The following is a 23143-nucleotide window of genomic DNA, read 5'->3' as shown; positions in this document are numbered from 1 at the left end:
CGCCAGAGCCATGGCCATGTCCTTTGCGTCCGCACAGCGCTCGCGGGCAAGAAAGGCGTCCGCCCGGGATTGAGCGCGGGGATGATCGTCGGCGCCCCGCTGGACGGCCTCACCGACCGGCACACGATCTTCTCCGGGCACGCCGTCTTGGAACGGCCTGCTGATCTCCACCCTGACCGCCGTGGGCGACCAGGTCTGCTCACCGTCTCCGACTCCTGGCGCCGGAAAGGCGGTCCGGCCCTCGCAGGCGGTCTGCGCCCGCGCTACAGGGCGTACTGTCGCCGGACCAGCGGAGAGACAGTCACGCGGGTCGGCGGGCACCAGGTCTTCGGTGTCCGGTTCGAACGTCCTGGGGACGTCGTCGTACGGACCTCCGTGGCGGAAAGGGCTCAGGCGGACTTGCGGGCCTTGCGCTTCGGCGGGGCCTTCTCCTCCTCCTTGGCCTCCTCTTTGGCCTCCTCCGCCCCCTTAGACGCCTTGGCGGACTTTCCGCCGCCCGCCGCCTTCTTCGGCTTGGCCGGCTCCCCGGTCCGCTCCCGTTTCGCGGCCTCGACGCTGGCGCGCAGGGCGGCCATGAGGTCCACCGCCGGCCCCGCCTCTTCCTCCTCCGGCGCCGCGACGACCTCCTTGCCCGCCACCTTCGCCTCGATCACCTGCTGCAACGCCTCGCGGTACGTGTCGTGGTACTCGCTCGGGTCGAAGTCCGACTCCATGGTGGTGATCAGCGACTCGGCCATCTTGAGCTCCTGCGCCCGGACCTCGATGTCCTCCTCCAGGAACTCGAAGTCGGGGGCGCGGATCTCGTCCGGCCACAACATGGTCTCCAGGACGAACACTCCGTCCCGTACGCGCAGGGTGGCCAGCGACTCCCGCTGCCGCAGCGCCACCTTGACCACGGCCACCTGCCCCGAGCTCTCCAGGGCGTCACGCAACAGCACGTACGGCTTCGCGCCCTGCGCGTCGGGCTCCAGGTAGTACGACTTGGCGAAGTAGATGGGGTCGATCTGCGCAGCCGGGGTGAACTGCAGGACGTCGATCCTGCGCGACGTGCTCAGCGGCAGGTCCTCGAAGTCCTCGTCGGTGAGCACCACCATCTCGCCCGTGGCCAGTTCGTACCCTTTGGCGATGTCCGCGTACGGGACCTCCTCGCCGTCGACCGTGCACACGCGCTTGTAGCGGATCCTGCCGCCGTCGTCCCGGTGGACCTGGTGGAAGCTGACGTCCTTCTGCTCGGTCGCCGAGTAGAGCTTCACGGGGATGGTGACCAGCCCGAAGGAGATCGCACCTTTCCAGATGCTGCGCATGGGCACTCCTCAGCAGTAGCGGGCTCACCATATGGGCACATACCCGTCATGGGGCAACCAATGCCATACCCGATTGAACCAATGCTGGCCGTACCTGGGGAACTACCCTCCGATCGTGACCGGTACGGCCTGGAGGTCAAGTGGGACGGCATCCGGGCACTCGTGCACCTCGACGGCGTCCTGAGGGTGACGGGACGGCACGGCGTGGAGTACACCCGGCGATACCCCGAAATCTCGGGGTTCGGGGTCAAGAACGCCGTGCTCGACGGCGAGGTGGTGGCACTGGACCGGCGCGGCAGGCCCAGTTTCGTCCGGCTCCAGCACCGCATGCACCTGACCGACCCGGAACCGGCCGTTCTGGAGCTCTACCCCGTCACGTACATGCCCTTCGACCTGCTCTGCCTGGACGGCCGGCCGCTGTTCGACCTGGCCTACCGCGACCGCCGCGCGCTCCTCGACGAGCTGGACGTCGGCGCGCCCCCGTACTTCCCCGGGGACTCCGACCTGCTCGCCGCCACGCGGGAGCAGGGCCTGGAAGGCGTGGTGGCCAAGCGCCTCGACTCCCCCTACCGGCCGGGCGTGCGCTCGCCGTGGTGGATCAAGGTAAAGCACCTCAGCACGCGGGACGTCGTGATCGGCGGCTGGAAACCCGGCAAGGGCCGCAGAGCCGGCGGGATCGGCTCGCTCGTCATGGGCGTCTTCACCGGTGAAGGGCTGACGTACGTCGGCCACGTGGGAACCGGGTTCACCGACGCCATCCTGGACGACCTCCACCAGGCGCTCCGACCTCTGGAGATCCCGCGCAGCCCGTTCACGAACGCGGTCCCGTGGAGAAATCGGTGGGTTAGGCCCGATCTCGTCGGGGAGGTGGGCTACACCATGTGGACCGACGAGCTGCGGCTGAGACATCCGGTGTGGCGCGGGCTGCGCGCCGACAAGCTCCCCGCGGAGGTGACGCTGTGAAGAAGGTGCCGGTCAGGGTCGACGGGCGCGAGCTGACGCTGAGCAACCTGGACAAGGTGCTCTACCCGGAGATCGGCTTCACCAAGGCCGAGGTCATCGACTATTACAGCCGCGTGGCCCCCGTCCTGCTGCCGCACCTCGCCGGCCGGCCCCTGACCGTCAAGCGGTACCCCAACGGCGTCACCGGCCAGTTCTTCTTCGAGAAGAACGCGCCCGAGCACACGCCCGACTGGGTCAGGAAGGTGAACCTGCCCGCCCCCGGCAGCACCAAGGGCCGCGAGAGCATCGACTTCGCCGTCATCGAGGACCTGCCGACGCTCGCCTACTACGCCAACCTGGCCGCGCTTGAGCTGCACGTGCCTCAGTGGCGGGTGGACGACGACGGCGCGGCGCTGCCGCCCGACACGCTCGTGTTCGACCTGGACCCGGGGGCGCCGGCGACCATCGTGGAGTGCTGCCGGGTGGCGCTCACGCTGCGCGAGGTGCTGAAGGGCGAGGGACTCGACGCCAGGCCCAAGACCAGCGGCAACAAGGGCATGCAGCTGTACGCCGACTGGGACTGCCGCGAGGAGCCCTCCGCGTACGCCAAGAGGCTGGCCCAGGTCCTGGAGAAGGAGCACCCGAAGGAGATCGTCAGCGTCATGGCCAAGAAGGCCAGGCCGGGCAAGGTGTTCATCGACTGGAGTCAGAACAATCCGGCCAAGACCACCGTGGCGCCGTACTCGCTGCGGGCCAGGGAGCGGCCGACGGTCTCGACGCCGCTGCTGTGGAAGGAGGTCGAGGACTGTGAACACGCCGATGACCTGGTGTTCACCGCCCCTGACGTACTCGCCAGAGTGGAGAAGCACGGCGACCTTTTCGGCCGGGCGTAGTCTGGACCCGTCCGCACCAAGAGGGGGGCCGAAGATGTCGGAGATGGACACCCGCGGGGACGAGAGCGTCTACGACGAGGAGGAGGAAGAGGAGTTGTCGCCGGAGACGCCCGAGGCCGACGCCGCCGAGCAGCATCGCGAGATCCGCCAGGAGACCGGCCAGGAGCGCCGCGAGCTTCCGCTCGACGCCGACCCCGCCGACGCGGCCGACCAGGACCGCGTCGTCGACTACGACGACGACGACTACCGCTGAGCACGGGCCGCCCGCCAGATCGAGCGTGTATGACGATGACCACCGAGGTGACGGCCACCCGCACGTAGGATGTCGGCACAGTTCGCTGAGAGACCAATGGAGACCCGCGTGACCGCAACCCCGGACGCGAAGCCCCGGGGCACCCGGCTGCCCCGACTGGCCCGACGCCGGCAACTGCTGAGCGCCGCGCAGGAAGTGTTCGTGGAGAACGGCTACCACGCGGCCGCCATGGACGAGATCGCCGATCGGGCCGGGGTCAGCAAGCCGGTGCTCTACCAGCACTTCCCCGGCAAGCTGGAGCTCTACCTCGCGCTGCTCGACCTGCACGTCGACGACATGGTCAACCGCTGTCGCGAGGCCCTGGCCTCCACCCACGAGAACAAGCTGCGGGTGCAGGCCACGTTCAGCGCGTTCTTCGACTTCGTCTCCACGCAGGGGGAGGCGTTCCGGCTGGTCTTCGAGTCCGACCTGCGCAACGTCGCGCCGGTGCGCCAGCGGGTGGAGCGGTCCCTGCAGGAGTGCGCCGAGATGGTCAGCGCGGTCATCCAGGAGGACACCGGCTGCACCAGCGACGAGGCCCACCTGCTCGGCGTCGGCCTGGTCGGCATGGCCGAGGTGAGCGCCCGCTACTGGGTCACCGCGCAGGGCTCGATCCCCAAGGACGCGGCCGAGCAGCTCATGGCGCGGCTCGCCTGGCGCGGGATCAGCGGTTTTCCGCGTACGGCATAACCCGTTCGCTGGGCGCGATCATTCACCGCCTCCGGGCCTCCGAGCGGCGACGATGGAACCGAGCGCTAACCCAGTCGACTAGGGAGCCACGATGGAAGTCAAGATCGGCGTACGCTCGGTACACCGCGAACTCGTTGTCGAGACCGACCTCTCCGCCGAGCAGGTCGAAGAGGAGATCAGGAACGCGCTGTCGGTAGATCGCGGCGTCTTCGCCATCACCGACGTCAAGGGCCGGCGCGTGGTCGTGCCGGTGGCCTCGCTCGGTTTCGTCGAGATCGGTGAGGACGAGGCCAGGCCGGTCGGCTTCGGCGGCACCCTCTAACCACCCCAAAGGCCCACAACGAGGGTACGGCCACAATCAGCCGTACCCTCACCGGCCGCGCACACCGCCCGACGCCTCCACCAGGTCACGCCGGGAACGCGCCGGAGGCCGCACCCGCATCACGGGCCACAGCCCTCGCGGTCGCCCGGTGGTCCGAGGCGGCAGCCCCGGACGCGGCGACGGCGCTGCTCGGCGTGCTCCCGTCTCCGGTCGGCATGGTGGCGGCTCCGGTCGGCGTGGTGGCGGCTCCGGTCGGTGTGATCCGGTGTGTGATCGGCGTGATCCGGTGTGTGGTCGGCTTGATCCCGTCTCCGGTCGGCTTGATCCCGTGTCTGGTCGTTCGTCGGGCATCCCGCGCTTCCCCTCCGCAGCACGACGCGCGAAGTCCAGCGATTCGGCCCACATCTCGTCAAGGAACTGCCGTAGCGGCGCCAGGCCATCATGTCTGGGACGGTACATCCGTTTCGTCCCCTCGCACCGCCCCACGACCAGACCGGTCTCCTTCGGCACCCGGCAGGAGGCGGCCGAGCTCCCGGGCCCAGCCACCCACGGTCGTCCGTCCACCAGCCGGGCTAGATGCCGAGGGTGGCCATTCGCTTGTTGTGCGCCTCCGTCAGCGTCGCGAAGAGGCGTGAGATGTCAGGCGTCTCGCCCCCCGCCGCCCTGGCCGACTCCACCAGCAGCAACGCCAGCTCCGGCCGCGCCGCCGCCACCTGCTGCCCCTGGCTGAGCGCCTCGCCGACGAGCCGCCGGGCCCACAGCGCCAGCCGCCCGCCCGCCGTCGGGTCGGCCTCGATCCCGGCCCTGACCCGCTCGACGGCGAACTGCGAGCGCGCCTCGTCCACCAGCACCTCGTCCACCAGCTTGACGATCGACGGCTCCAGGTGCCTGGCGGCCTCCCGGTAGAAGTCGAGCGCGATCCCGTCGCCGACGTACGTCTTGACCAGGGCCTGCAACCAGTCGGCCGGCCGCGTCTGGGCGTGCCAGGCGTCGAGGGCCGCCACGAACGGCGCCATCGCCTCCTCCGGATCGGCCCCCAGCTCGGCCAGGCGGTCGCGCAGCAGGCGGAAGTGGGCGTACTCGGCCACGGCCAGCTCGCTGAGCGCGGCGCGGTCGGCGAGCGAGGGCGCCAGGGTGGCGGCGTCCTCGGTCATCCGGGCGTAGGCGCTGAGCTCGGCGTAAGCTAGAACCCCGAGCAGGTCGACGACTCCAGGAGACTCGTTCATGGAGGCAGCGTACTTCCCGAAATATGCGGGAACATAAGCGAGCTCGGCCAGCGTTGTGGTATCGAGTACACTGCTCTGTGAAAGTGCGACCGCACTGTGTTAGTTCGGGGGATTCCCCCGATAACCCCCGATTCCCCGGGTGCGCGGTCGCTGATGACGCGAGAGGGCTGGCTCTACCGCGAGGACCCACGTAACGGGGGCTGTTTTCCGCCCGTCGGTCCCGGCAGGCCCGCCTTCATTTGAGACTGAGGCAGGCCACGCTGACGACTTTCCGAGACCTCGGAGTCACACCAGAGATCGCCGATGCCCTCGAGACCGAGGGTATCGTCACACCGTTCCCCATCCAGGAGATGGCGCTCCCGCTCGCCCTGAGCGGCCAGGACCTCATCGGCCAGGCGCGCACGGGCACGGGCAAGACCTACGCGTTCGGCATCGCGATGCTCCAGAGCATCGGCAAGCCGCGCAAGAACCGCAAGAAGCCCCGCGGGCTGGTCGTCGTGCCGACCCGCGAGCTGGCCGTCCAGGTCAGTGAAGACCTGGTCACCGCGGCCGGCAAGCTCGGCTCCCGAGTCCTGACCGTCTACGGCGGCCGGGCCTACGAGCCGCAGATCGAGGCGCTCAAGGCCGGGGTCGACGTCATCGTCGGCACCCCGGGCCGTCTGCTCGACCTGGTCAAGCAGAAGCACCTCGACCTGAGCCAGGTCACCTCCCTCGTGCTCGACGAGGCCGACCGGATGATGGACCTGGGCTTCCTGCCCGACATCGAGCGGATCTTCAAGCTGATCCCCGCGGAGCGGCAGACGATGTTGTTCTCGGCCACCATGCCGGGCGAGATCGTCTCGCTGTCCCGCAAATACCTCAACCGTCCCACCCACGTACGCGCGGAGATGGAGAGCGGCGAAGGCGAGACCACCCCGCAGGTGCGTCAGATCGTCTGGCGCGCCCACCGGATGGACAAGATCGAGATCGTCGCCCGGCTGCTCCAGGCCGAGGGCCGCGGGCTCACCATGGTCTTCTGCGAGACCAAGCGGGCCTGCGACATGGTCGCCGAACAGCTCGACACGCGTGGTTTCGCGGTCGCGGCCGTCCACGGCGACCTCGGTCAGGGCCAGCGCGAGCAGGCTCTGCGGGCCTTCCGGGCGGGCAAGATCGACGTGCTGGTCGCCACCGACGTGGCGGCCCGCGGCATCGACATCGACGACGTCACCCACGTGGTCAACTACGACTGCCCCTCGGATGACAAGACGTACGTGCACCGCATCGGCCGTACCGGCCGGGCCGGGCGCACGGGCATCTCGGTCACCTTCGTGGAGTGGGAGGAGCTGACCCGCTGGAAGATGATCAACCAGATGCTCGGGCTCGACTTCGCCGAGCCGGAGGAGACCTACTCCACCTCGCCGCACGTCTACACCGAGCTGAACATCCCCGCCGGCACCAAGGGCGTCCTGCCGCACGCGAGCCGTTCGCGCGCCGGGCTGGCCGCCGAGCGCATCGAGGATCTCGGTGAGACCGGCCGGAGCCGCACCCGCGGCGGCAAGGGCCGGCGCGAGGAGCGCGAAGAGCGCGAGCGCCCGGCCCGCGCCCAGCGCCAGCGTCGCCGCACCCGCGGCGGCAGGGAACTGGCCGAAACCGCACCCGCCGAGACGCCGGAGGTCGAGATCGTGGCCGCCAAGACGGAGGAGACTCCCGCCATCTTCACGCCCGACGAGGTCCAGACGGCGGCCGCCGAGCCGAAGCGCACGCGCGTCCGCAGCAGGGGGGCCGCGTCGTCGGCCATCGAGCAGGCGCTGGCCGAGGCACCGGAGACCCCGGTGAAGCGGACCCGCTCCCGCAAGGCCGACCAGCCCCAGGCCGCCGACCCGCGGCCGCGCGAGGAGGCCGCCGAGGCGCCCGCGCGGAACCGTGCGGCCGAGGCCGCTCCTGTGGAGCCGGTCCGGAGCCGGGCGGCCGAGGTCGCGCCCGAGCCGGTCGTGGAGTCCGTGCCGGAGCCGAGCTTCCTGGCCACGCCTCCGCCGCCGGTCCGCAAGGAGCCGGAGCGGATCATCCCGCCGAGCCCGTTCGCGGTGATCTTCCAGTCACCCGACCTGGCCACGGACGACGATGACATCGCGCCGTCCGCGGCGACCGAGCGCAAGCAGCAGCGCCGCCAGTCCCGTGGCGGTGGCGGTGGCGGCAACCGCCGCCGCGCAGGCTAGCGACGACGAGAAGAAGGCGCGCATCCCGTTCGCGGGGTGCGCGCCTTTTTCGTCCGTACGGCACCGGCGCCGGGAGGGAGCCGTGCGGGCCCCTCACGGCCTCGCGGACGCACCGCCCGACATATGCGCCCTCCAGGCATCGCAGGACCCCAGAGGCCCCCTCAGAGCCCGCCACGCCCCACTGGGACGAGGACGTCGCCCGCCCGCCTCCGGAGCGTGAAAGCCGCAAAGCTCACAACTCACCACAACTCGCATCAGCGTCGAAGCTTTGCCGGTGTCGAGGCGCTGACCTCTGGGTATTGTTGCCCCACGTGAGTACGCCGCGATTCCTCGACCTGCCACCCGGTGTGACGCCGCAGAAGCTCGAAACGCCCCATGGCGCGTTCGCGGCTCTGGAGGCGCTTCCGGTCAGCGGCGTGGTCGAGCGCTGGCCCGCCCTCCTGGTCCCCGGCCTGACCGGCAGCAAGGAGGACTTCATCGCGGTCCTGATGACCCTGGCCCAGTCCGGTCGCCGGGTGGTGGCCGTCGACCTGCGCGGCCAGTACGAGACCCCGGGCCCCGACGACCCCGCCGCCTACACCTGCGCCGCCCTCGGGGCCGACGTCGACCTGATGGCCCAGGCCATCGGCGGCGGCGACCCCATCCACCTGGTGGGCCACTCCTTCGGCGGCCTGGTCGGCCGGGAGGCCGTGATCGACGGGCGCACCCGGTTCGCCTCGTTCACGCTGATGAGCTCGGGCCCGGCGGCCATCGAGGGCAGGCGGGCGCGCAACGGCCGGGAGATCATGGAGGAGATCCCGGCCCTGGGGCTCGAACACCTCTGGCACCACCGGATGGAGCCCGAGGCGCTGGCCGCCGACGTCTCCGACGAGATCCTGGCGTTCCTGCGCAGGCGCCTGCTGACCAACTCCCCCACCGGCCTGGCCCGCATGGCCGAGCAGGTCCTGCACGCCCACGACCGCACCGACGAGCTGCGCGAGATCGAGATCCCCACCCTGGTCCTGTACGGCGAGCACGACGACGGCTGGTCGCCCGAGACCCAGTCGGAGACGGCCGCCCGGCTCGGCGCCGACTGCGTGGTCGTGCCCGGCGCGGTCCACTCCCCCGCCGTCGAGGCGCCGGAGACGACGGCCGCCGCGCTGGTCAGGTTCTGGAACGCGGCCGAGAAGCACTATTTGGACACAAGGTCCAACGCCATGTAATCATTCACTTACTATGACGGACGAACTTGTCGTCCAGGCGCCGCGGAGCGCGACCTGGCAGGTGCATCTCGACCGTTCGATGTGGGTGGGCGGCGTACGCGGCCTCATGTTGCAGGCGCTGCACCCGCTGGCCATGCTCGGCGTCTGGCAGAACTCCACCTTCCAGGACGACCCCTTCGGCCGCCTGCGCCGCACCGCCGACTTCGTGGGCCGGGTGACGTTCGGCAGCCCGGCCGAGGCCGACGAGATCGGCAGGCGGGTGCGCGGCATCCACAAGGCGCTGCGCATCACCGATCCGCGCACCGGCCGCACGCACCGGGTGGACGACCCGGAGCTGCTGCTGTGGGTCCACTGCGCGGAGGTGTCGTCGTACCTGGAGGTGGCCAGGCGCGGCGGGCTCCGGCTGAACGAGCGGCAGGCCGACCGCTACCTGCGCGAGCAGCGCAGGAGCGCCTCCTACGTCGGGCTGCACCCCGAGGACGTGCCGGGCTCGTGCGCCGAGATGGACGCCTACTTCAAGCAGGCCCGGCCCGCCCTGCGGGTGACCGAGGAGGCGGCGGCGACCGTGCGGTTCCTGCTGTGGCCCCGGCTGCCGCGCGAGCTGCGCATGTTGTCGCCGGGCAAACCGGCCTACTTCCCCTTCGGCGCGCTCTGCTACTACACGCTCCCGGAGTGGGCCCGCCGCATGTACGGCGTGCTGCCCGAGGTGCCCCCGGCGACGGTCACCGCGGCGCTGAGGGCGTTCCGGCTGGGCATGAACGCGCTGCCGGAGCCGGTGCACGACCGGGCGTTCATGCCCTCGACGCGGGCGATGCTGGCGGGCGCGCGGGCCCGGCTCGGCGCGGCCGGCTACGACGTCAGCAAGGGGCTGAAGGGCCTGACCGACCCCCGTCGCTGGCCGGCGGCGCGGGCCGCCTGACCGCTTCGCCGGGGGTCAGTCGGCCAGGCCGTCCCAGGGGTTGCGGTCGGAGCCGGCGGCCTGGCCCTCCGGGCAGTGGCGGCGGAAGTCGCACCACGAGCAGAGCGGGCCGGGGCTGGCGGCGAACACCGTGTCGAGCTCGGCGGGGACCTGGGCCGGGCCGACGACGGGACGCTCGCCCGCCCCACGGCCCGCCGCAGGACGCTTGGTCGAGGTGGGGGCGCCCATCACGGCGCGGTAGCGGTCGTCGGCTGTGGCGGCCTCGACGGCGATCTCCTCGGCGCGGCGCAGGTGCCGGCCCAGCGACTCGTCGGTGTGGCGCCACTCGACGATCTCGCCGGTGGGCAGGTGGTGCAGCTCGACCGCCCGGCACGGCGTGCGCATCATCGTGGAGGCCGCGATGGCGTACGTGGCCAGCGCGAGGGACGAGCGGGCGTCGTCCTGGGTCAGCGGGCGGCGGCCGGTCTTGTAGTCGACCACGACCAGCTCGTCGCCGCGCCGGTCGAGCCGGTCGATGCGCCCGGACAGCGCGACCACCTTGGTACGCGTGGCGACCGTGCGCTCGACGCCGACCGGATCGTCCGCGGGATCTAAGGTCGTGACATATCCGGACACGAGGTCGCGGGCCCGGCCCAGCCACTCGGCCGACTGCTCGGCGTCCCTGAACCCCTCGGTGATCCACCCGTTCGTGAGCAGGACGGCGGCCGTCAGCGGCGTGCGCCGCTCGTACGGCTCACGCCACCACGCCGCCAGCGCGTTGTGCACGCTGGCCCCGACGCTGTTGTGCGCCCAGGCGGGCCCCTTGGAGGGCTGCGGCCGGTCCAGGTAGGTGAACCGGTAGCGGCGGCGGCAGTCGAGCCAGGTGTTCAACCGCGACGGCGTGCACGCGTAGAGCCGCCGCGGCATCCCGTCCAGCGGAAGCTGGTCGTACACCTACTCGTCGCCGGGGCCGAGCTTGATGCCGGAGACCCTGGTGCCGTCGGTCAGCGGGCCCTCGTCGTCGCGGGCGGCGGCCGGGTCGCGGGTCAGCGAGCCCGACACCCAGTCGTCGAAGTGCGGCTCCAGGTCGCCGACGGTGACCTCGTCACCGTGGGTGGCCAGCACCCGCGTGTCGGCCGGCAGGGTGAACAGCCGGCCGCCGATCGAGGTGAGCTGGTCGGCCAGCGCCGGGTACTCGCCGCCGAGCTTGCCCGGCCCGTCGGCCTGCAGGGCCTTGCCGGTGAAGACGGCGCCCAGCGCCTCGCAGTAGAGCGAGATCCCGCCGGGCGTGACGCCGGGCGTCTCCATGACGTCGAGCTGGACGTCGGCGACGCCGAAGACGCCGTCGTCCTCCATGTCGATGTCGGGCCAGGTCTCCCGCCAGGTCTCCCGCCACAGCGGCTTGTCCTTGGGGTGCAGGGCGACGACCGCCTCGTCTCTGCTGGCCACCTCGATGGCCGCGCCGACGTGGTCGGGCAGGCCCGCGGTGCAGATGACGGCCAGCACCTCACGCTCGCCGACCTGCTCAAGGATCTTCTCGGCGTCACGCGCCGCGTCGATGACGATGACTTCGTCGTCGTCACCGATGATCCAGGTGTTGTTCTCGACCTTGTGCTCGGTGCCGTCGATGTCGACGACGCCCTCGGTCACCACTCGCTCGATACGCGCTGTCACGCTTCCGAACTTTAGCCCGTCTGCATGAGAGCGCGAATCGCGTTGATGATGAGTTGCACGGCGAGCGCCGAGAGCAGCAGGCCGGCGATCCTGGTGACCAGCTCCACGCCGTTCTCCTTGATGACGCGGATGATGCTGACCGAGAAGCGCATGAACAGCCACAGCAGGATGTGCACGGCCGCGATGGCCAGCATCAGCGCGGCCAGCCCGTCGGCGCGTCCCTCGGCCTGCTGGGCGAAGACGATGGTCGCCACGATCGCGCCGGGCCCGGCCAGCAGCGGCGTGCCGAGCGGCACCAGGGCGACGTTGACGTTCGAGCGCACGGTGTCGGTGCGCGGCTCGGCCGTGCCGCGCAGCAGCTCCAGGGCCACCAGCAGGAGCAGCAGGCCGCCCGCGATCTGCATGGCGGGCACCTCGACGTGCAGGTAGGACAGGATGGCCCGCCCGAACACCGCGAACACCACCACCAGGCAGAACGCCGTCACCGCGGCCTGCCAGGCGATGCGCCTGCGCTCGGCAGGGGTGCGGCCGAAGGTGTAGGCGAGGAAGAGCGGGATGACGCCCGGCGGATCCATGATCACGAACATCGTCACGAACGCCTCGACGAAGAACCTGACCCCGGACACCGCTCCCCCAACCGGCCGCCCGGGGGAGGCGATCCTGTGCTCAGCCCCGCGCCCGGCCCTCCGGGCGCTCGACTTCCGGCTCTCAGTCTTCCAGCAGCGGCGAGAACCCGCCGAACGGCACCTCGAACTCGCGGTCGCGGGCGTCCTGGAGGGACAGCTCGGCCAGCGCGATCATGCAGCCGGCCTCGGCGGGCCAGGCGATGGTCCACAACCAGTTGCCCAGCGCCTCACCGGCGTAGACGGCGCGGTCGTCGATGCCGGCCAGGCACCACATCGCCGTGGGATGACCCAGCACCTCGATCTTCGCGTTGGGCGGCCCGGAGTCGAACCCCTCGCCGGGATCGGGACCGTCGAGCCCCGCGAACGTCGCGCCGAGCCCGACGCCCGGTTCCTCGGCGATCACCAGCAGGTCGGCCGGCCCTTCGATCGGCGACGGCCCGCTCAGCGCGACCACGCTGGCCCGCGAGCCGGTACGGTCGTCGCCGACCTCGCCGAACCCGGTCACCGTCCAGCCGGGCGGCAATGGCCAGGGCAGCCACACGGGCACCACCGAGCGTTTCCGCATGGCCTCCAGCGATTCGCCCGTGGGCGGTCGCGGAGGCTGGTACGGCAGGACGTCGCCGTGCGTGTCGCAATGGAACGCACCGGACAGGGCGCTCGACCCGTGAAGCGGGCCGAAGCACCTTGGGCAGGTAGGAGCCGCTCTCACAGCTACCCACGGTGCTTCCTCCGGCCCGGTCGCGTCAAGACCGGGACCCGTTATCCCGTCGTAATCTTGGTCATGTGCGCGTAAATTGTGTCGGCGCGATCATTTTCGACGCCTCTGACCAGCTTCTTCTCATCCGGCGCGGCCGCCCGCCGGGCAAGGGCCTGTGGTCGCTCCCGGGCGGCCGGCTGGAGCCCGGCGAGAGCGACGCGGCCGGCGTGCGCCGCGAGGTCATGGAGGAGACCGGGCTGCGCGTCGAGGTGGGCCGCCTGGCCGGCACGGTGGAGCGTCCCGGGCCGGACGGCGTCACGTACGTGATCCGCGACTACCTGGCGACCTGCGCCGGCGGCGTGCCCGTGGCCGGTGACGACGCCGCCGACGTGCGCTGGTGCGGCCCCGGTGAGCTGGCGCTCCTGCCGCTCACCGAGGGGCTGCTCGAATGCCTGACCGAGTGGGGCGTGCTCACCGGCTGGCGGTGAGGCTGGAGGTCCACAGGATCAGGTGGTCGGTGTCGTACGTCGTGGACCTGCCGAGCGCCACCACCTCCGTGCCGCTGATCGCCACGGCCGTCAGGGCCTGCATGCCGAGGCCGGAGAGCCGGTCCCTGGTCAGGGCCATGCGGTTCCACGACAGGCCGTCCTGGGAGACCCAGGCCGCGCTGTCGCCCTCGCCCGGGACGCCGTGCCAGCCGACCGCCACCAGGCCCTGGTCGCCCGCGGCCAGGTCGTGCACGGCCGCCGCCTGGTCCGCGGGCAGCCAGGCCGTCGTCCAGCTCTCGCCGTCGTCGTCGGAGACGGCGGAGAAGGCGCGGCGTGAGCCGTCCGTCACGGCCGTGCCGATCGCGACGAGCTTGTCGTGGTACGTCGTGACCTGCCGCAGCCCGGCCGACGTGGCGTCCGGCGGGGTGACCCGTTTGCGGGCGCTCCAGTTCACGCCGTCGTCGGAGAACCAGACCACGCTGTTCTCCCGGTCGCCGGTCCCCGACCCGCCGACCGCGACGTAGCCGCCCTGGGTCGCGATCACGTCGTGGACGCGTACGCCCGAGCCGCCCTGGGGCAGCTTCCTGGACCGGGTGTACTTGCGCAGGTCGGGCGTGAACCACATGGCGGCGGCCACCGAGCCCGCCTGGTCGTGGGACTCGCCGGCCAGCACGTACCCCTTCTTGCCCGCCGCGACGGCGTGGGTGTCCAGGTAAGGCCGGTCGCGGTCGCGGGCCAGGTCGCCGGAGACCGGCACGCGCCGCCAGTTCTCGCCGTCGTCGGAGGTGACGAGCAGGGGGTCGGTGACGGCCAGGTTCGTCTGGGTGCTGCCGGCCGCCAGCCAGCCGCGCCCGCCGTGGGCGACGTCCTCCAGGATCTGCCTGCCGGGGCCGCCGAGGCTCATCGACTTCCAGCGCTGCCAGTTGCTGATCGTCCACAGGCCGGCGTCGCCGGAGGCGGCGCCGACCGCGACGTACCGGCCGCCGGCGGCCGCCAGGCGGGTGGTCTCGCGCGAGACCCTGGTCAGGCCCTCGACCTGGCCGAGCTGGACGCGGGAGGCGGCGCCGCGCGGCGGCGCGGTCATCAGCACGAGCTGGTTGTCGACGTCGGAGGCGGCCTGGTCGCCGCCGGCGAACAGGGTGCCGCCGTCGGAGATCGTGAACCCGCGCAGCGTGGCGCCCGCCAGGTCGCCGAGGTCGGCCCGTTTGGTCCAGCCGCGGCCGTCGGCGCTGGTCAGGACCGAGTACTTGCCCAAGGTGGCCTGGCTGATCGCGGCCACGCCGGACCGGTAGGAGACCAGCGACTCCACCCCGGGGCTCTCGCCGCTCAGACCACCGATGGAGCCGCACTGCGACCACTGGGCGCCGGTGGGCGAGCAGTAGACGCGCACGCCGCCGTCGACCGTACGCTGCCTGGTCGGCACCAGGACGAACCGTTTGGGCAGCACGGCCACCGTGCCCGTGCGCGGCTCGGCCTCGGGCAGCTGGAAGCCGGTCGCCTGCCAGCCGCGTCCGCCGTCGGACGAGCGCAGCACCCGCGAGCCGCTTCCGTCGGACGGGCGGCCGACGGCCACGACCGTGTCGCCCTGGGCGACGACCGCCCTGATCTCCTGGACGTCCAGCCCTCTGGTCTCCACGCGCTCCCAGGCCCGGCCGTCGGACGAGCGCCAGGCCGCCGGGCCGGGGCCGCCGTCCCCCGGCGTGGCGCCGACGGCGACGAAGCCGGAGGCCGTCCTGGCGATGTCGTAGATCTGGTCGCCGGGGCGGAAGGCGGCCATGCCGGTCGCGTTGACCGTCGTCCAGCTGAAGCCGTCGACGCTGGTCCACAGGCCGCGCTCGCCGGACGGGCCGTCGCCGCCGCTGGCCAGCCAGCGGCCGTCGCCGCCGACCACGCGCTGGACGATGGGCGTGGAGGCGCCGCTCACCTGGCCGAGCTGCCAGTGCTTGCCGGCGTCGGGCGAGAACAGGAAGAGCGGGCGCGGGGTCGGGCTGGTGGTGTCGCTGCCCACCGCGACCACCGCGCGGCCGACGGAGACGATGTCGTTGAGCTTCTGGTTGGTGCCGACGCCGGCGGCCGGGACGGTGAAGAGGTCGTCCCCCGAACGGCCGGTGCCGGCCTCCAGGCGCAGCCCGGCGGCGTCGGTGTCGCTCCAGCGCCATACGAGCACCCCTGCGGCCACCAGGAGCGCCAGGGCCATGGTGAGGGCTATGGGGGCGGCCCTGCTGCCCCGGTGCACGGGGCTGGACCTGCGTACGGCGGCCGGGGCCGGGCCTCTGTGGTGCCTGCCGCCGGCCCCGGCGGGGCGCGGCGGGCCGGTGGCGACCAGCAGGTCCGGTCTCGTGGGACGCCCGCCAGGCGGCCGGCCCACCCGCCTCACCTCGGTGTCCTCCTCACCGGCCGCCGCGAGCTCGGCTTCCCGGCCCTCGGGATCGCCGGACTCCGGGACGCGGGACTCCGGATCGCCGGACTCGGGGGCGCCGGGCTCGGGGTCGTGCGGTCCATGGGCCCGGGATCCGGAGTCGTGCGGTCCGGGGGTCTCCGGCTGCGAGGGCGGGGGCTGTGTGGCGGGGGCCTCGTCGGCGGGGAGCGGCAGGTGGTAGGGCGGCTCGCGGTAGGGGCCCGCGGGGGCCGTGCCCTCCTGGGGGCCGTCGGCGGGCGGAGCCGGGGGCGCGGACGGGGGCGCAGGGGGTGGGGGCGCGGCGGGGGGTTCCTGGCGGGGCGGGCCGCCGGCGACGAGCTTGTCCGGGCGGTTGACGATGCGCCGGGGGCGGCGGCGCGGCTCGACCTCGGGCTCGGCCGTCGGCGAGCTGTACGGTCTGCGCCCCTTGGGCGGCTCCTGCGGCGATTCCTCCGGGATCGGGGACGCGAACGGCGGCATGCCCCAAGGGGAGGTCAAGGGTAAGCCCCGGGCCCGGTCGTCGGTGGGCCCGGGCGGGGAGTGGCGGATCCTGGGCTCCCCGGAAGAGGCCCCGGCCTGCTCGGAAGAGGCCCCGGCCTGCCTGGAGGAGGCCCTGGGCTGCCCGGGAGAGGTTCCGGGCTCCTCGGGAGAGGGGGGTTCCGCGGCGTCCTCAGGACGCGGGTCGTCGTCGTCCGGCGGTCGCCGTGGCGGATCGCTGGGGCCGGAGGCCACGCGCCGCACCTCCTAGTCGAACTCGTCGTACAGGTGGAACCCGTCGAATCGGACCTGGTCAACCGGGTTGCGCGGGGAAACGGTGAGCGAACGGGCCGTTTCTTTACGGACCGTTCCACAAATCCCGTCCCACCTTATGCGCCTATTTTCTACCCCGTCCCACCAAAACGATCACCTCCGTGACGCCCTCGCCTGTCCCACAGGAACCAGACCAGCATGCCTGAGCCGGATTGGCGAGACCTCTCTAGCGAGATTTCCGGAACCTCCCGCCTGATTTATCCAGAAATAGCACTAATTGCCCGCTTTTTGGATATATAGAACACACCAATCGCATACACCGCGAGCTGCACCACCGTTCCCGACAACGCCTGCCACGGGATGGGCGTCTTGCCCTGGTCCAGCGCGTCCTCCAGGCTGCCCGAGGCCGCGCTGAGCCCGAAGGCCAGCATGTTGTTCATCACGTGCAACGCGATCGGCGCCTCCAGCCCCCCGGTCCGCACGGCCAGCCAGCCCATCACCGCGCCGAAGGCGAACACGTCGAGCAGCCCCACCCACGAGTAACCGTGCAGCGACGCGAACAGCAGGGACCCGATGAGGATCGCCCATACCGGATTGCGCACGTGCACGCCGACCGCCTGGACGAACCAGCCGCGGAAGATGTACTCCTCGGTCGCCGCCTGGAACGGCACCAGCAGCACGATCACCACGAGGGCGGGCAGGAACCGCCCCCAGCCGACCCAGCCGAACAGGTCGGAGTACCCCTCCCCCGACAAGGACAGGGCCATGACCTGCGCGATCTGGCCCAGCACCAGCGCCAGCACGGCCAGGCCGAGGCAGCGCAGCAACCAGGACCAGCGCAGCCGTCCGGCGACCGACGACAGCGTGCCGGGCCTGCGGCGCTGGACGAGCGCGGCGGTGCCGAAGACGAGCGGCAGCACGGCCGCGATCGACAGCAGCACCATCACCAGCCCGAACACCGGATCGCCGAAGATCTGCCCGGGGTCGGTCGGCGCGGGCAGGCCGAGGATCAGCTCGGCGGCCTTGCCCACGAGCAGCACGCCGGTGCCGACGACGAAGAACCCGACGCCCACGAGGATCGTGCCGACGACGGCCCGCCACGGCTCGTTCGCCGGGGTGCGCGCGAGATGGTCGTAACGCGCCCCCTGCGGCGTCGGCAGGAACCAGGACCGCGACTGCGGCACGGGCGGCGGCCCATAAGGATAGACGGGCGGCCCAGGCGGCTGACTGCCATATGGCGGATTCGGTCCAGGGTTCTCCTGCATCCATACATTCTGTCTGCCGGGTGAGCATTAGTTCACAGACGACCCGCCCCTTTGGGCGGATGCTCGGAGTCGTACGGCATTTCGCCCTTCCGACTTTGGGAGCAGTCCATGTCAAGGCTGGGACCATTCATCACCCTGGCGGCGGGCGCGGTCCTGGCCGCGGGGCTGGGCGTCGCCAGCGTCACCGCGGCACCGGCGGCCGACACCGCGCCCACCACCGACACGGCCGCGGCGGGATCCCCCACCGAGGCCGCCGCCGCGCCATCGCCGTCCGTGTCGCCGTCCGTGTCATCGTCGGCGTCGCCCGCGCCCACCGAGGCCGCGAAGATCCCCAAGGCCGACTACGGCGGGTACGTCAAGGGCAACGGCGGCCTGATAGCGATCTCCGTCCGCGACGGCAAGGCCGTCGGCTACTTCTGCGACGGCAGGTCGGAAGCCTGGTTCAAGGGCGGCGAGGCCGGTGGGAAGGCCGTGCTGAAGGGCCCGGGCACCGCCCGGCTGACCGCCACGCTCGGCGGCGGGCGCGCCAGGGGCAGCCTGTCCGTCGGTGGCGGGAAGTGGACGTTCACCGCGCCCGCCGTGGTCCGGCCGTCCGGGTTGTACCGGGCGACCGCGCAGGTCAGAGGCGCGAAGCTGCGAGCGGGCTGGATCCGCGTCCCGCGCCCCGGCGGCGGCTACGACCAGGTCGGCGCCGCGTTCCTGGGCCAGGACCAGGTGGAGATCCCCCGGCTGGACGCCGGGCGGCCCACCACCCCCGTGACCGTCGCCGGCGCCACCGTCCTGCCGCAGGACGTGGACGGCTTCATCGAGGAGATGCAATGACCGCCGTTCACCGGCCCTCGCACCGGCCCTCGCACCGCACGGCCGCCGTGCTCCTGATCCCGCTGCTGGCCGGCGGCCTGGTGGCGCTGGGGCTCGGCGTGTACGGCCGGGCGCACACGCCCACGGGGTTCGCGATCGGCCCGGCCGGGTTCTCCGGCGCGCTGCCGATGAAGGCGTGGCTGACGACCGGGGCGTTCGCGCTGGCGATCGTCCAGGTGGTCTCGGCGCTGTCGATGTGGGGAAGGCTGGGGATCGAGCTGCCGGACGGCGTCCACCGCTGGTCGGGGCGGCTGGCCTTCCTCCTCACGATCCCCGTCGCCTTCCACTGCCTGTACGCCCTGGGCCTGCAGTTCGACGTGCCGCGCGTGCTGGCCCACTCGCTGCTCGGCTGCTTCTTCTACGGCGTGTTCACGGCGAAGATGCTGGCGCTGCCCAAGCGCGACGCGCCGGGCTGGACGTTGCCGCTGCTCGGCGGGCTGGCGTTCACGGCGCTGGTCGGGCTCTGGCTGACCTCGTCGTTGTGGTTCTTCACCGCGGTGGGCGTCAAGGTGTGAACGACTTCGTCCTCGCCAGACCGGCCGCCCTGCCCTTGGCGGCCACGACGAGCGCCATCTTGCGGGACGCCTCGTCGATCATCTCGTCGCCCAGCATGACCGCGCCGCGCCGCTCCACGGTGGTGTAGTGCTCGTACGCCTCCAGGATCAGCTCGGCGTGGTCGTAGTCGTCCTGGCTCGGCGAGAACACCTCGTTGGCCACCTCCACCTGCAGGGGGTGCAGCACCCACTTGCCGTCGAACCCGAGCGCGGCGGCCCGGCGGGCGATCCGGCGGTAGCCCTCGACGTCCTTGATCTGGAGGTAGGGGCCGTCGATCACCTGGAGGTCGTGCATCCTGGCGGCCATCAGCAGGCGCATGAGGATGTAGTGGTAGGCGTCGCCCTCCTCGTAGCCGGGCGGCTGCTCGCCGACCACGAGGGTGCGCATGTTGATCGAGGCCATGAAGTCGGCCGGCCCGAACACCAGGGCCTCCAGCCTCCTGGACGACCCGGCGATGGCGTCGACGTTGACCAGGCCGCGGGCGTTCTCGATCTGGGCCTCGATGCCGATGCGGCCCACCTCGTAGCCCATCGACCGCTCGATCTGGGTCAGCAGGGTGTCGAGCCAGACGACCTCGGTCGGGTCCTGGACCTTGGGCAGGATCAGGCAGTCGAGGAACTCCCCGGCGCCCTCCACGACCTCGATCACGTCCCGGTACGTCCACATCGTGGTCAGGTCGTTGACCCTGACCGCGCGGGTCCTGCCGGTCCAGTCGCCCTCGCGCAGCGCGGTCACGACGTTCTTGCGGGCCTCGTCCTTGGCCAGCGGCGCGACGGAGTCCTCAAGGTCGAGGAAGACCTCGTCGGCGGGCAGGGTCTGGGCCTTCTCCAGGAAGCGGGGGTTGCTGCCCGGCACGGAGAGCACGGAACGACGTGAGCGCATGCGCCAACGCTAACGGCTGCGGGGCGGCCCGCGGCAGGCGTCCCCCGTCTATGGGCACGATCAGCTGTTCCAGTAGCGCTGCTCGCGCCAGGGGTCGCCGTAGTTGTGGTACCCGGCCCGTTCCCAGAAGCCGGGCCGGTCGCGGTCGAGCAGGCGCAGGCCCTTGACCCATTTGGCGGACTTCCAGAGGTACAGGTGCGGGACCAGCAGCCGGGCCGGGCCGCCGTGCTCGGCGGGCAGCGGGTCGCCGTCGAAGGTGTGGACGATCCACGCCCTGCCGCCGCGCAGGTCGGCGAGCGGCAGGTTGGTCGTGTAGCCGCCGTGGCAGTACACCTCCGCGAACTCCGCCCGCGTGTCCACGTCGTCGAGCAGGACGTCGATCGACACGCCCTGCCAGTCGGTGTCGAACTTCGACCAGCCGGTGACGCAGTGGAGGTCGGTGTGCGGGGCGCTCTGGGGCAGGTCGAGCAGCTCGTCCCAGGTCCAGACGCGTTCCCGGCCGGCCTCGGTGACCAGGGTGAACGTCCAGCCGGCGGTGTCCACCTGGGGCGTCGGGCCCGCGGACAGGACGGGGAAGCCGGGCGTGAGGTACTGGCCGGGCGGCAGGCGATCGTCGTGCCCGCCGCGTCCCTTGAAGCCCTTCGAGACGACGGCCACGGTCAGCCACCTCCCTGCACGGGCGTCTCCAGCAGGCCGAGGCCGGGCATCGCGGCCATCATCCGGCCCGGCGCCTCCACGAGGGTCATGAGCACGTTGTCGCAGTTCGGGCAGCGCAGCACGGTGCCGGGGGCGGGGCCGTACACGGTGGCCTCCCCCAGCGGGCCGTTCATGCCGCACTGCGCGCAGACGCCCTGGGCGGCCGTCATGTCCCGGCCGAAGAACTGGGCCAGCGGGCCTGCCGCGGCGTTGCCGTCCACGGGTTGTTGCATGGTGTCTCTCCTAGCCGTACCGCTCGGTGCGGATGTCGGTGGGCGGGTAGCCCAGGGCGGTGAGGATGGCGGCGACGTGCTCGACGAACGCGGTCGGGCCGCAGACGTAGGCCAGCGGCTCGTGGGCGGGCGGCCAGGCCAGCCGGACCAGTTGCGAGCGGTCCACCCGGCCGACGGGCTCGGGCCAGTCGGTGGGGGCCGAGCGGGTGTAGACGAAGCTCACCTCGGCGCCGGCGGACTCCAGCTCGTCGCGGTAGATCACCTGGCCGGGGTCGCGCACGGAGTAGACCAGCCGTACCGGGGTGCCGTCGCCCAGCCGGGCGCGGTGGCGCAGCATCGAGCGCAGCGGCACCACGCCGGACCCGCCCGCGACCAGCAGCAGCGGCCGCCGCTCCGGCATGGGCTCCCACACGAAGTAGCCGCCGATCGGGCCGCGCACCTCCACCTGGTCGCCGGCCTCGGCCACCTCCACCAGGTACGGCGACACCTCGCCCCCCGCCACCCTGACCACGGTGATCGAGGGCCGCTCGCCGGGCGCGCCGGCCAGCGAGTACGCCCGGGTCGCCTGGTAGCCGTCGTCGGCCGTCAGCCGCACGTCCACGTGCTGACCGGCGCGGTGTCCCGGCCAGCCGGGCACGTCGAGCAGCAACGTGCGCGTCTGGTCGGTCTCCGGGACGACCTCGGCGATCGTGGCCGGCTGCCAGGTCAGTCGTCGTAGTACCGCTGTTCCCGCCATGGGTCCCCGAAGTTGTGATAGCCGGACCGCTCCCAGAAGCCTGGGCGGTCCTCGTCCATGAGCCACAGCTCGTGGATCCACTTGGCGCTCTTCCACAGGTAGTGGGCGGGCACCAGCATCCGCACCGGGCCGCCGTGCTCGGGCGGGATCGGCGCGCCCTCGTAGGCGTAGACCAGCCACGCCTTGCCGTCCACGATCTCCTCGACCGGCAGGTTGGTGGCGTAGCCGCCGTAGCTGACGGCCAGGGCGTACCCGGCCGCCCGGTCGGCGCCGGTCAGCAGCCGGTCGAGGGACACGCCGGTCCAGGTGGTGTCGAGCTTGCTCCAGTGGGTGACGCAGTGGATGTCCACGGTGATCTGCTCGGCGGGCAGCGACAGCAGGTCCGTCCACGTCCAGGTGGGCTCGCCCGCACCGCCTCTGACGGTGAACGACCACCGCTCGGTCCGGATGTGCTGCGTCGCCCCCGCGGTGAGCACCGGGAAGCCCTCGGCCAGGTACTGCCCCGGCGGCACCCGCCCGGCCAGCTCCGGCCGCGGCCGCCGGAAGTGTTTTCCGGCGAAGCCGCGAGAGACGATCCCCATGAATGCGGTTCTCCCCGACAGAGCACCCGGAGGACACCAGAAAAGGGCAAAGTGTTCAGCCGGTGAATCCGTGGGCGCGCAGGCGGGCGATCAGGCCGTCGATGCCGCACGGCTGGTTCCAGCCGGTCGAGGAGAAGATCTCGTCCCTGCCGCCGACGGCCCGGCCGCCGGGGTCGTCGGTCACCTCGTGCAGGATCACGCCCTGCGGGGGCGTCGACCAGGCGACCGCACGTCCCTCGACGACCTTGCCGGTCGCTCTGGCGCGGTTCATGAACAGCAGCACCCGGGTGCCCGGGGGCGCCGCGCGGGCGAAGTCGGCCACGCTGTGGACCGGCGTGCCCGCGTCGTCCATCGCCGCCCCTTGGTAGAAGGCGACGTCCGCGACGTCCGCGGCGGCGCCCTTGAGCCGCTCGCCGACCTGGGTGCGCATGAGGACGTAATGGGTGCGGTCCCCCGGGATGCCCTCCTCGACCACGGGCCCGGCGACCCAGCCCGTCACCTGGCCGGTGACGACGGTCTCCACCTTCCCGGCGAGCGCCTCGGGCGTCGGGGACGCCGGGTAGTCGTACACGGTCTGCCGCAGGACGCGCGTGTCCAGCGGGCCCGTACGGGCGGAGGCCGCGCACCCGGACGGCGGTTCCGGACCGGCGGCGCCGCAGCCCGCGACGAGGAGGAGCACGAGGATGAACGACCGCATACCGGTGAAACGCGCGCGGGCCCCGAGCGGTTCGGGGGTT

The 23143-nt window shown here is 71.9% G+C and carries 25 protein-coding genes; 11 read left to right on the top strand and 14 right to left on the bottom strand.

The features are described from left to right. Positions 1-389: 389 nt before the first annotated feature. Positions 390-1304, bottom strand: a complete 915-nt coding sequence (gene ku / locus ACWEJ6_RS16885) for a non-homologous end joining protein Ku (protein WP_452424506.1) — start codon at positions 1302-1304, stop codon at positions 390-392. An 81-nt stretch (positions 1305-1385) separates the two neighbouring features. On the opposite strand from ku, the gene ligD (ACWEJ6_RS16880) reads away from it, so the two are divergent. From ligD (ACWEJ6_RS16880) to ACWEJ6_RS16860, 5 genes are all read left to right on the top strand, one after another. After that, positions 1386-2267 carry a non-homologous end-joining DNA ligase gene (gene ligD, locus ACWEJ6_RS16880; RefSeq protein ID WP_387677356.1) on the top strand — a complete coding sequence of 294 codons (882 nt, stop codon included), beginning with the start codon at positions 1386-1388 and terminating at the stop codon, positions 2265-2267. Then, entirely contained in the window at positions 2264-3139 is an 876-nt protein-coding gene (ligD, locus tag ACWEJ6_RS16875) for a non-homologous end-joining DNA ligase (protein WP_452424504.1), read from the top strand. The genes ligD (ACWEJ6_RS16880) and ligD (ACWEJ6_RS16875) overlap by 4 nt, the downstream gene beginning before the upstream one ends. A gap of 43 nt (positions 3140-3182) precedes the next feature. After that, a complete protein-coding gene (locus ACWEJ6_RS16870) occupies positions 3183-3392 on the top strand; it encodes a hypothetical protein (protein ID WP_387677350.1) in 210 nt (69 codons plus the stop codon). Between the two features lie 108 nt (positions 3393-3500). Beyond that, on the top strand, positions 3501-4121 hold the full coding sequence (locus ACWEJ6_RS16865; protein WP_352319259.1) for a TetR/AcrR family transcriptional regulator: 621 nt from the start codon (positions 3501-3503) through the stop codon (positions 4119-4121). Positions 4122-4212: 91 nt separating this feature from the next. Continuing rightward, the gene (locus tag ACWEJ6_RS16860) at positions 4213-4443 is read left to right on the top strand and encodes a DUF3107 domain-containing protein (protein ID WP_352319257.1); all 231 of its coding nucleotides are present in this window, start codon (positions 4213-4215) and stop codon (positions 4441-4443) included. A gap of 572 nt (positions 4444-5015) precedes the next feature. Here the strand turns inward: ACWEJ6_RS16860 and ACWEJ6_RS16855 are convergent. After that, positions 5016-5669: a ferritin-like fold-containing protein gene (locus ACWEJ6_RS16855; protein WP_387677348.1), complete on the bottom strand. Its 654-nt coding sequence runs from the start codon at positions 5667-5669 to the stop codon at positions 5016-5018. Positions 5670-6019: 350 nt separating this feature from the next. Here ACWEJ6_RS16855 and ACWEJ6_RS16850 point away from each other — a divergent pair, with 350 nt between their 5' ends. From ACWEJ6_RS16850 to ACWEJ6_RS16840, 3 genes are all read left to right on the top strand, one after another. Beyond that, positions 6020-7864, top strand: a complete 1845-nt coding sequence (locus tag ACWEJ6_RS16850) for a DEAD/DEAH box helicase (protein WP_452424501.1) — start codon at positions 6020-6022, stop codon at positions 7862-7864. A 311-nt stretch (positions 7865-8175) separates the two neighbouring features. Then, on the top strand, positions 8176-9066 hold the full coding sequence (locus tag ACWEJ6_RS16845) for an alpha/beta fold hydrolase (protein ID WP_452424499.1): 891 nt from the start codon (positions 8176-8178) through the stop codon (positions 9064-9066). A gap of 13 nt (positions 9067-9079) precedes the next feature. Then, positions 9080-9985 carry an oxygenase MpaB family protein gene (locus tag ACWEJ6_RS16840; RefSeq protein WP_452424497.1) on the top strand — a complete coding sequence of 302 codons (906 nt, stop codon included), beginning with the start codon at positions 9080-9082 and terminating at the stop codon, positions 9983-9985. A 15-nt stretch (positions 9986-10000) separates the two neighbouring features. Here the strand turns inward: ACWEJ6_RS16840 and ACWEJ6_RS16835 are convergent, their stop codons facing one another. The 4 genes from ACWEJ6_RS16835 to ACWEJ6_RS16820 form a co-directional block, all read right to left on the bottom strand. After that, positions 10001-10918, bottom strand: coding sequence for a RecB family exonuclease (locus ACWEJ6_RS16835; RefSeq protein ID WP_452424495.1), 918 nt, complete (start codon positions 10916-10918; stop codon positions 10001-10003). After that, positions 10919-11638: an MBL fold metallo-hydrolase gene (locus tag ACWEJ6_RS16830; RefSeq protein WP_452424493.1), complete on the bottom strand. Its 720-nt coding sequence runs from the start codon at positions 11636-11638 to the stop codon at positions 10919-10921. Positions 11639-11649: 11 nt separating this feature from the next. After that, on the bottom strand, positions 11650-12264 hold the full coding sequence (locus ACWEJ6_RS16825; protein WP_352319244.1) for a MarC family protein: 615 nt from the start codon (positions 12262-12264) through the stop codon (positions 11650-11652). A gap of 82 nt (positions 12265-12346) precedes the next feature. Beyond that, a complete protein-coding gene (locus ACWEJ6_RS16820; RefSeq protein WP_452424491.1) occupies positions 12347-12973 on the bottom strand; it encodes a DUF6758 family protein in 627 nt (208 codons plus the stop codon). A 74-nt stretch (positions 12974-13047) separates the two neighbouring features. On the opposite strand from ACWEJ6_RS16820, the gene ACWEJ6_RS16815 reads away from it, so the two are divergent. Beyond that, on the top strand, positions 13048-13449 hold the full coding sequence (locus ACWEJ6_RS16815; RefSeq protein WP_397218483.1) for an NUDIX hydrolase: 402 nt from the start codon (positions 13048-13050) through the stop codon (positions 13447-13449). Here ACWEJ6_RS16815 and ACWEJ6_RS16810 read toward each other — a convergent pair. Both ACWEJ6_RS16810 and ACWEJ6_RS16805 read right to left on the bottom strand, forming a co-directional pair. After that, positions 13433-16327 (bottom strand): hypothetical protein, encoded by a 2895-nt coding sequence (locus ACWEJ6_RS16810; protein ID WP_452424489.1) that lies wholly within the window; start codon positions 16325-16327, stop codon positions 13433-13435. The genes ACWEJ6_RS16815 and ACWEJ6_RS16810 overlap by 17 nt on opposite strands. A 527-nt stretch (positions 16328-16854) precedes the next feature. Beyond that, a complete protein-coding gene (locus tag ACWEJ6_RS16805; RefSeq protein WP_452424487.1) occupies positions 16855-17781 on the bottom strand; it encodes a CPBP family intramembrane glutamic endopeptidase in 927 nt (308 codons plus the stop codon). A gap of 189 nt (positions 17782-17970) precedes the next feature. Here ACWEJ6_RS16805 and ACWEJ6_RS16800 point away from each other — a divergent pair, with 189 nt between their 5' ends. Both ACWEJ6_RS16800 and ACWEJ6_RS16795 read left to right on the top strand, forming a co-directional pair. Continuing rightward, on the top strand, positions 17971-18684 hold the full coding sequence (locus tag ACWEJ6_RS16800; protein WP_452424485.1) for a hypothetical protein: 714 nt from the start codon (positions 17971-17973) through the stop codon (positions 18682-18684). Beyond that, entirely contained in the window at positions 18681-19238 is a 558-nt protein-coding gene (locus ACWEJ6_RS16795; RefSeq protein WP_452424483.1) for a DUF6529 family protein, read from the top strand. Before ACWEJ6_RS16800 ends, ACWEJ6_RS16795 begins: the two co-directional genes overlap by 4 nt. On the opposite strand, the gene ACWEJ6_RS16790 is transcribed toward ACWEJ6_RS16795, so the two are convergent. The 6 genes from ACWEJ6_RS16790 to ACWEJ6_RS16765 are packed head-to-tail and all read right to left on the bottom strand — an operon-like array spanning position 19228 to position 23103. Next, positions 19228-20160: an HpcH/HpaI aldolase/citrate lyase family protein gene (locus ACWEJ6_RS16790; RefSeq protein ID WP_452424481.1), complete on the bottom strand. Its 933-nt coding sequence runs from the start codon at positions 20158-20160 to the stop codon at positions 19228-19230. The two genes, ACWEJ6_RS16795 and ACWEJ6_RS16790, sit on opposite strands and share 11 nt — an antisense overlap. 60 nt (positions 20161-20220) lie before the next feature. Further along, positions 20221-20817 (bottom strand): sulfite oxidase-like oxidoreductase, encoded by a 597-nt coding sequence (locus ACWEJ6_RS16785; protein ID WP_387677314.1) that lies wholly within the window; start codon positions 20815-20817, stop codon positions 20221-20223. 2 nt (positions 20818-20819) lie between these two features. Next, positions 20820-21089, bottom strand: coding sequence for a DUF6510 family protein (locus tag ACWEJ6_RS16780; RefSeq protein WP_352319227.1), 270 nt, complete (start codon positions 21087-21089; stop codon positions 20820-20822). Between the two features lie 10 nt (positions 21090-21099). Next, positions 21100-21825, bottom strand: coding sequence for a ferredoxin reductase (locus ACWEJ6_RS16775; protein ID WP_452424478.1), 726 nt, complete (start codon positions 21823-21825; stop codon positions 21100-21102). Beyond that, positions 21795-22406, bottom strand: coding sequence for a molybdopterin-dependent oxidoreductase (locus ACWEJ6_RS16770; RefSeq protein WP_352319223.1), 612 nt, complete (start codon positions 22404-22406; stop codon positions 21795-21797). Before ACWEJ6_RS16770 ends, ACWEJ6_RS16775 begins: the two co-directional genes overlap by 31 nt. Positions 22407-22461: 55 nt before the next feature. After that, a complete protein-coding gene (locus ACWEJ6_RS16765) occupies positions 22462-23103 on the bottom strand; it encodes a hypothetical protein (RefSeq protein ID WP_452424476.1) in 642 nt (213 codons plus the stop codon). Positions 23104-23143 lie beyond the last annotated feature (40 nt).

It is taken from the genome of Nonomuraea sp. NPDC004702, assembly GCF_053601695.1.
This window is presented reverse-complemented; position numbering and strand designations above follow the sequence as displayed.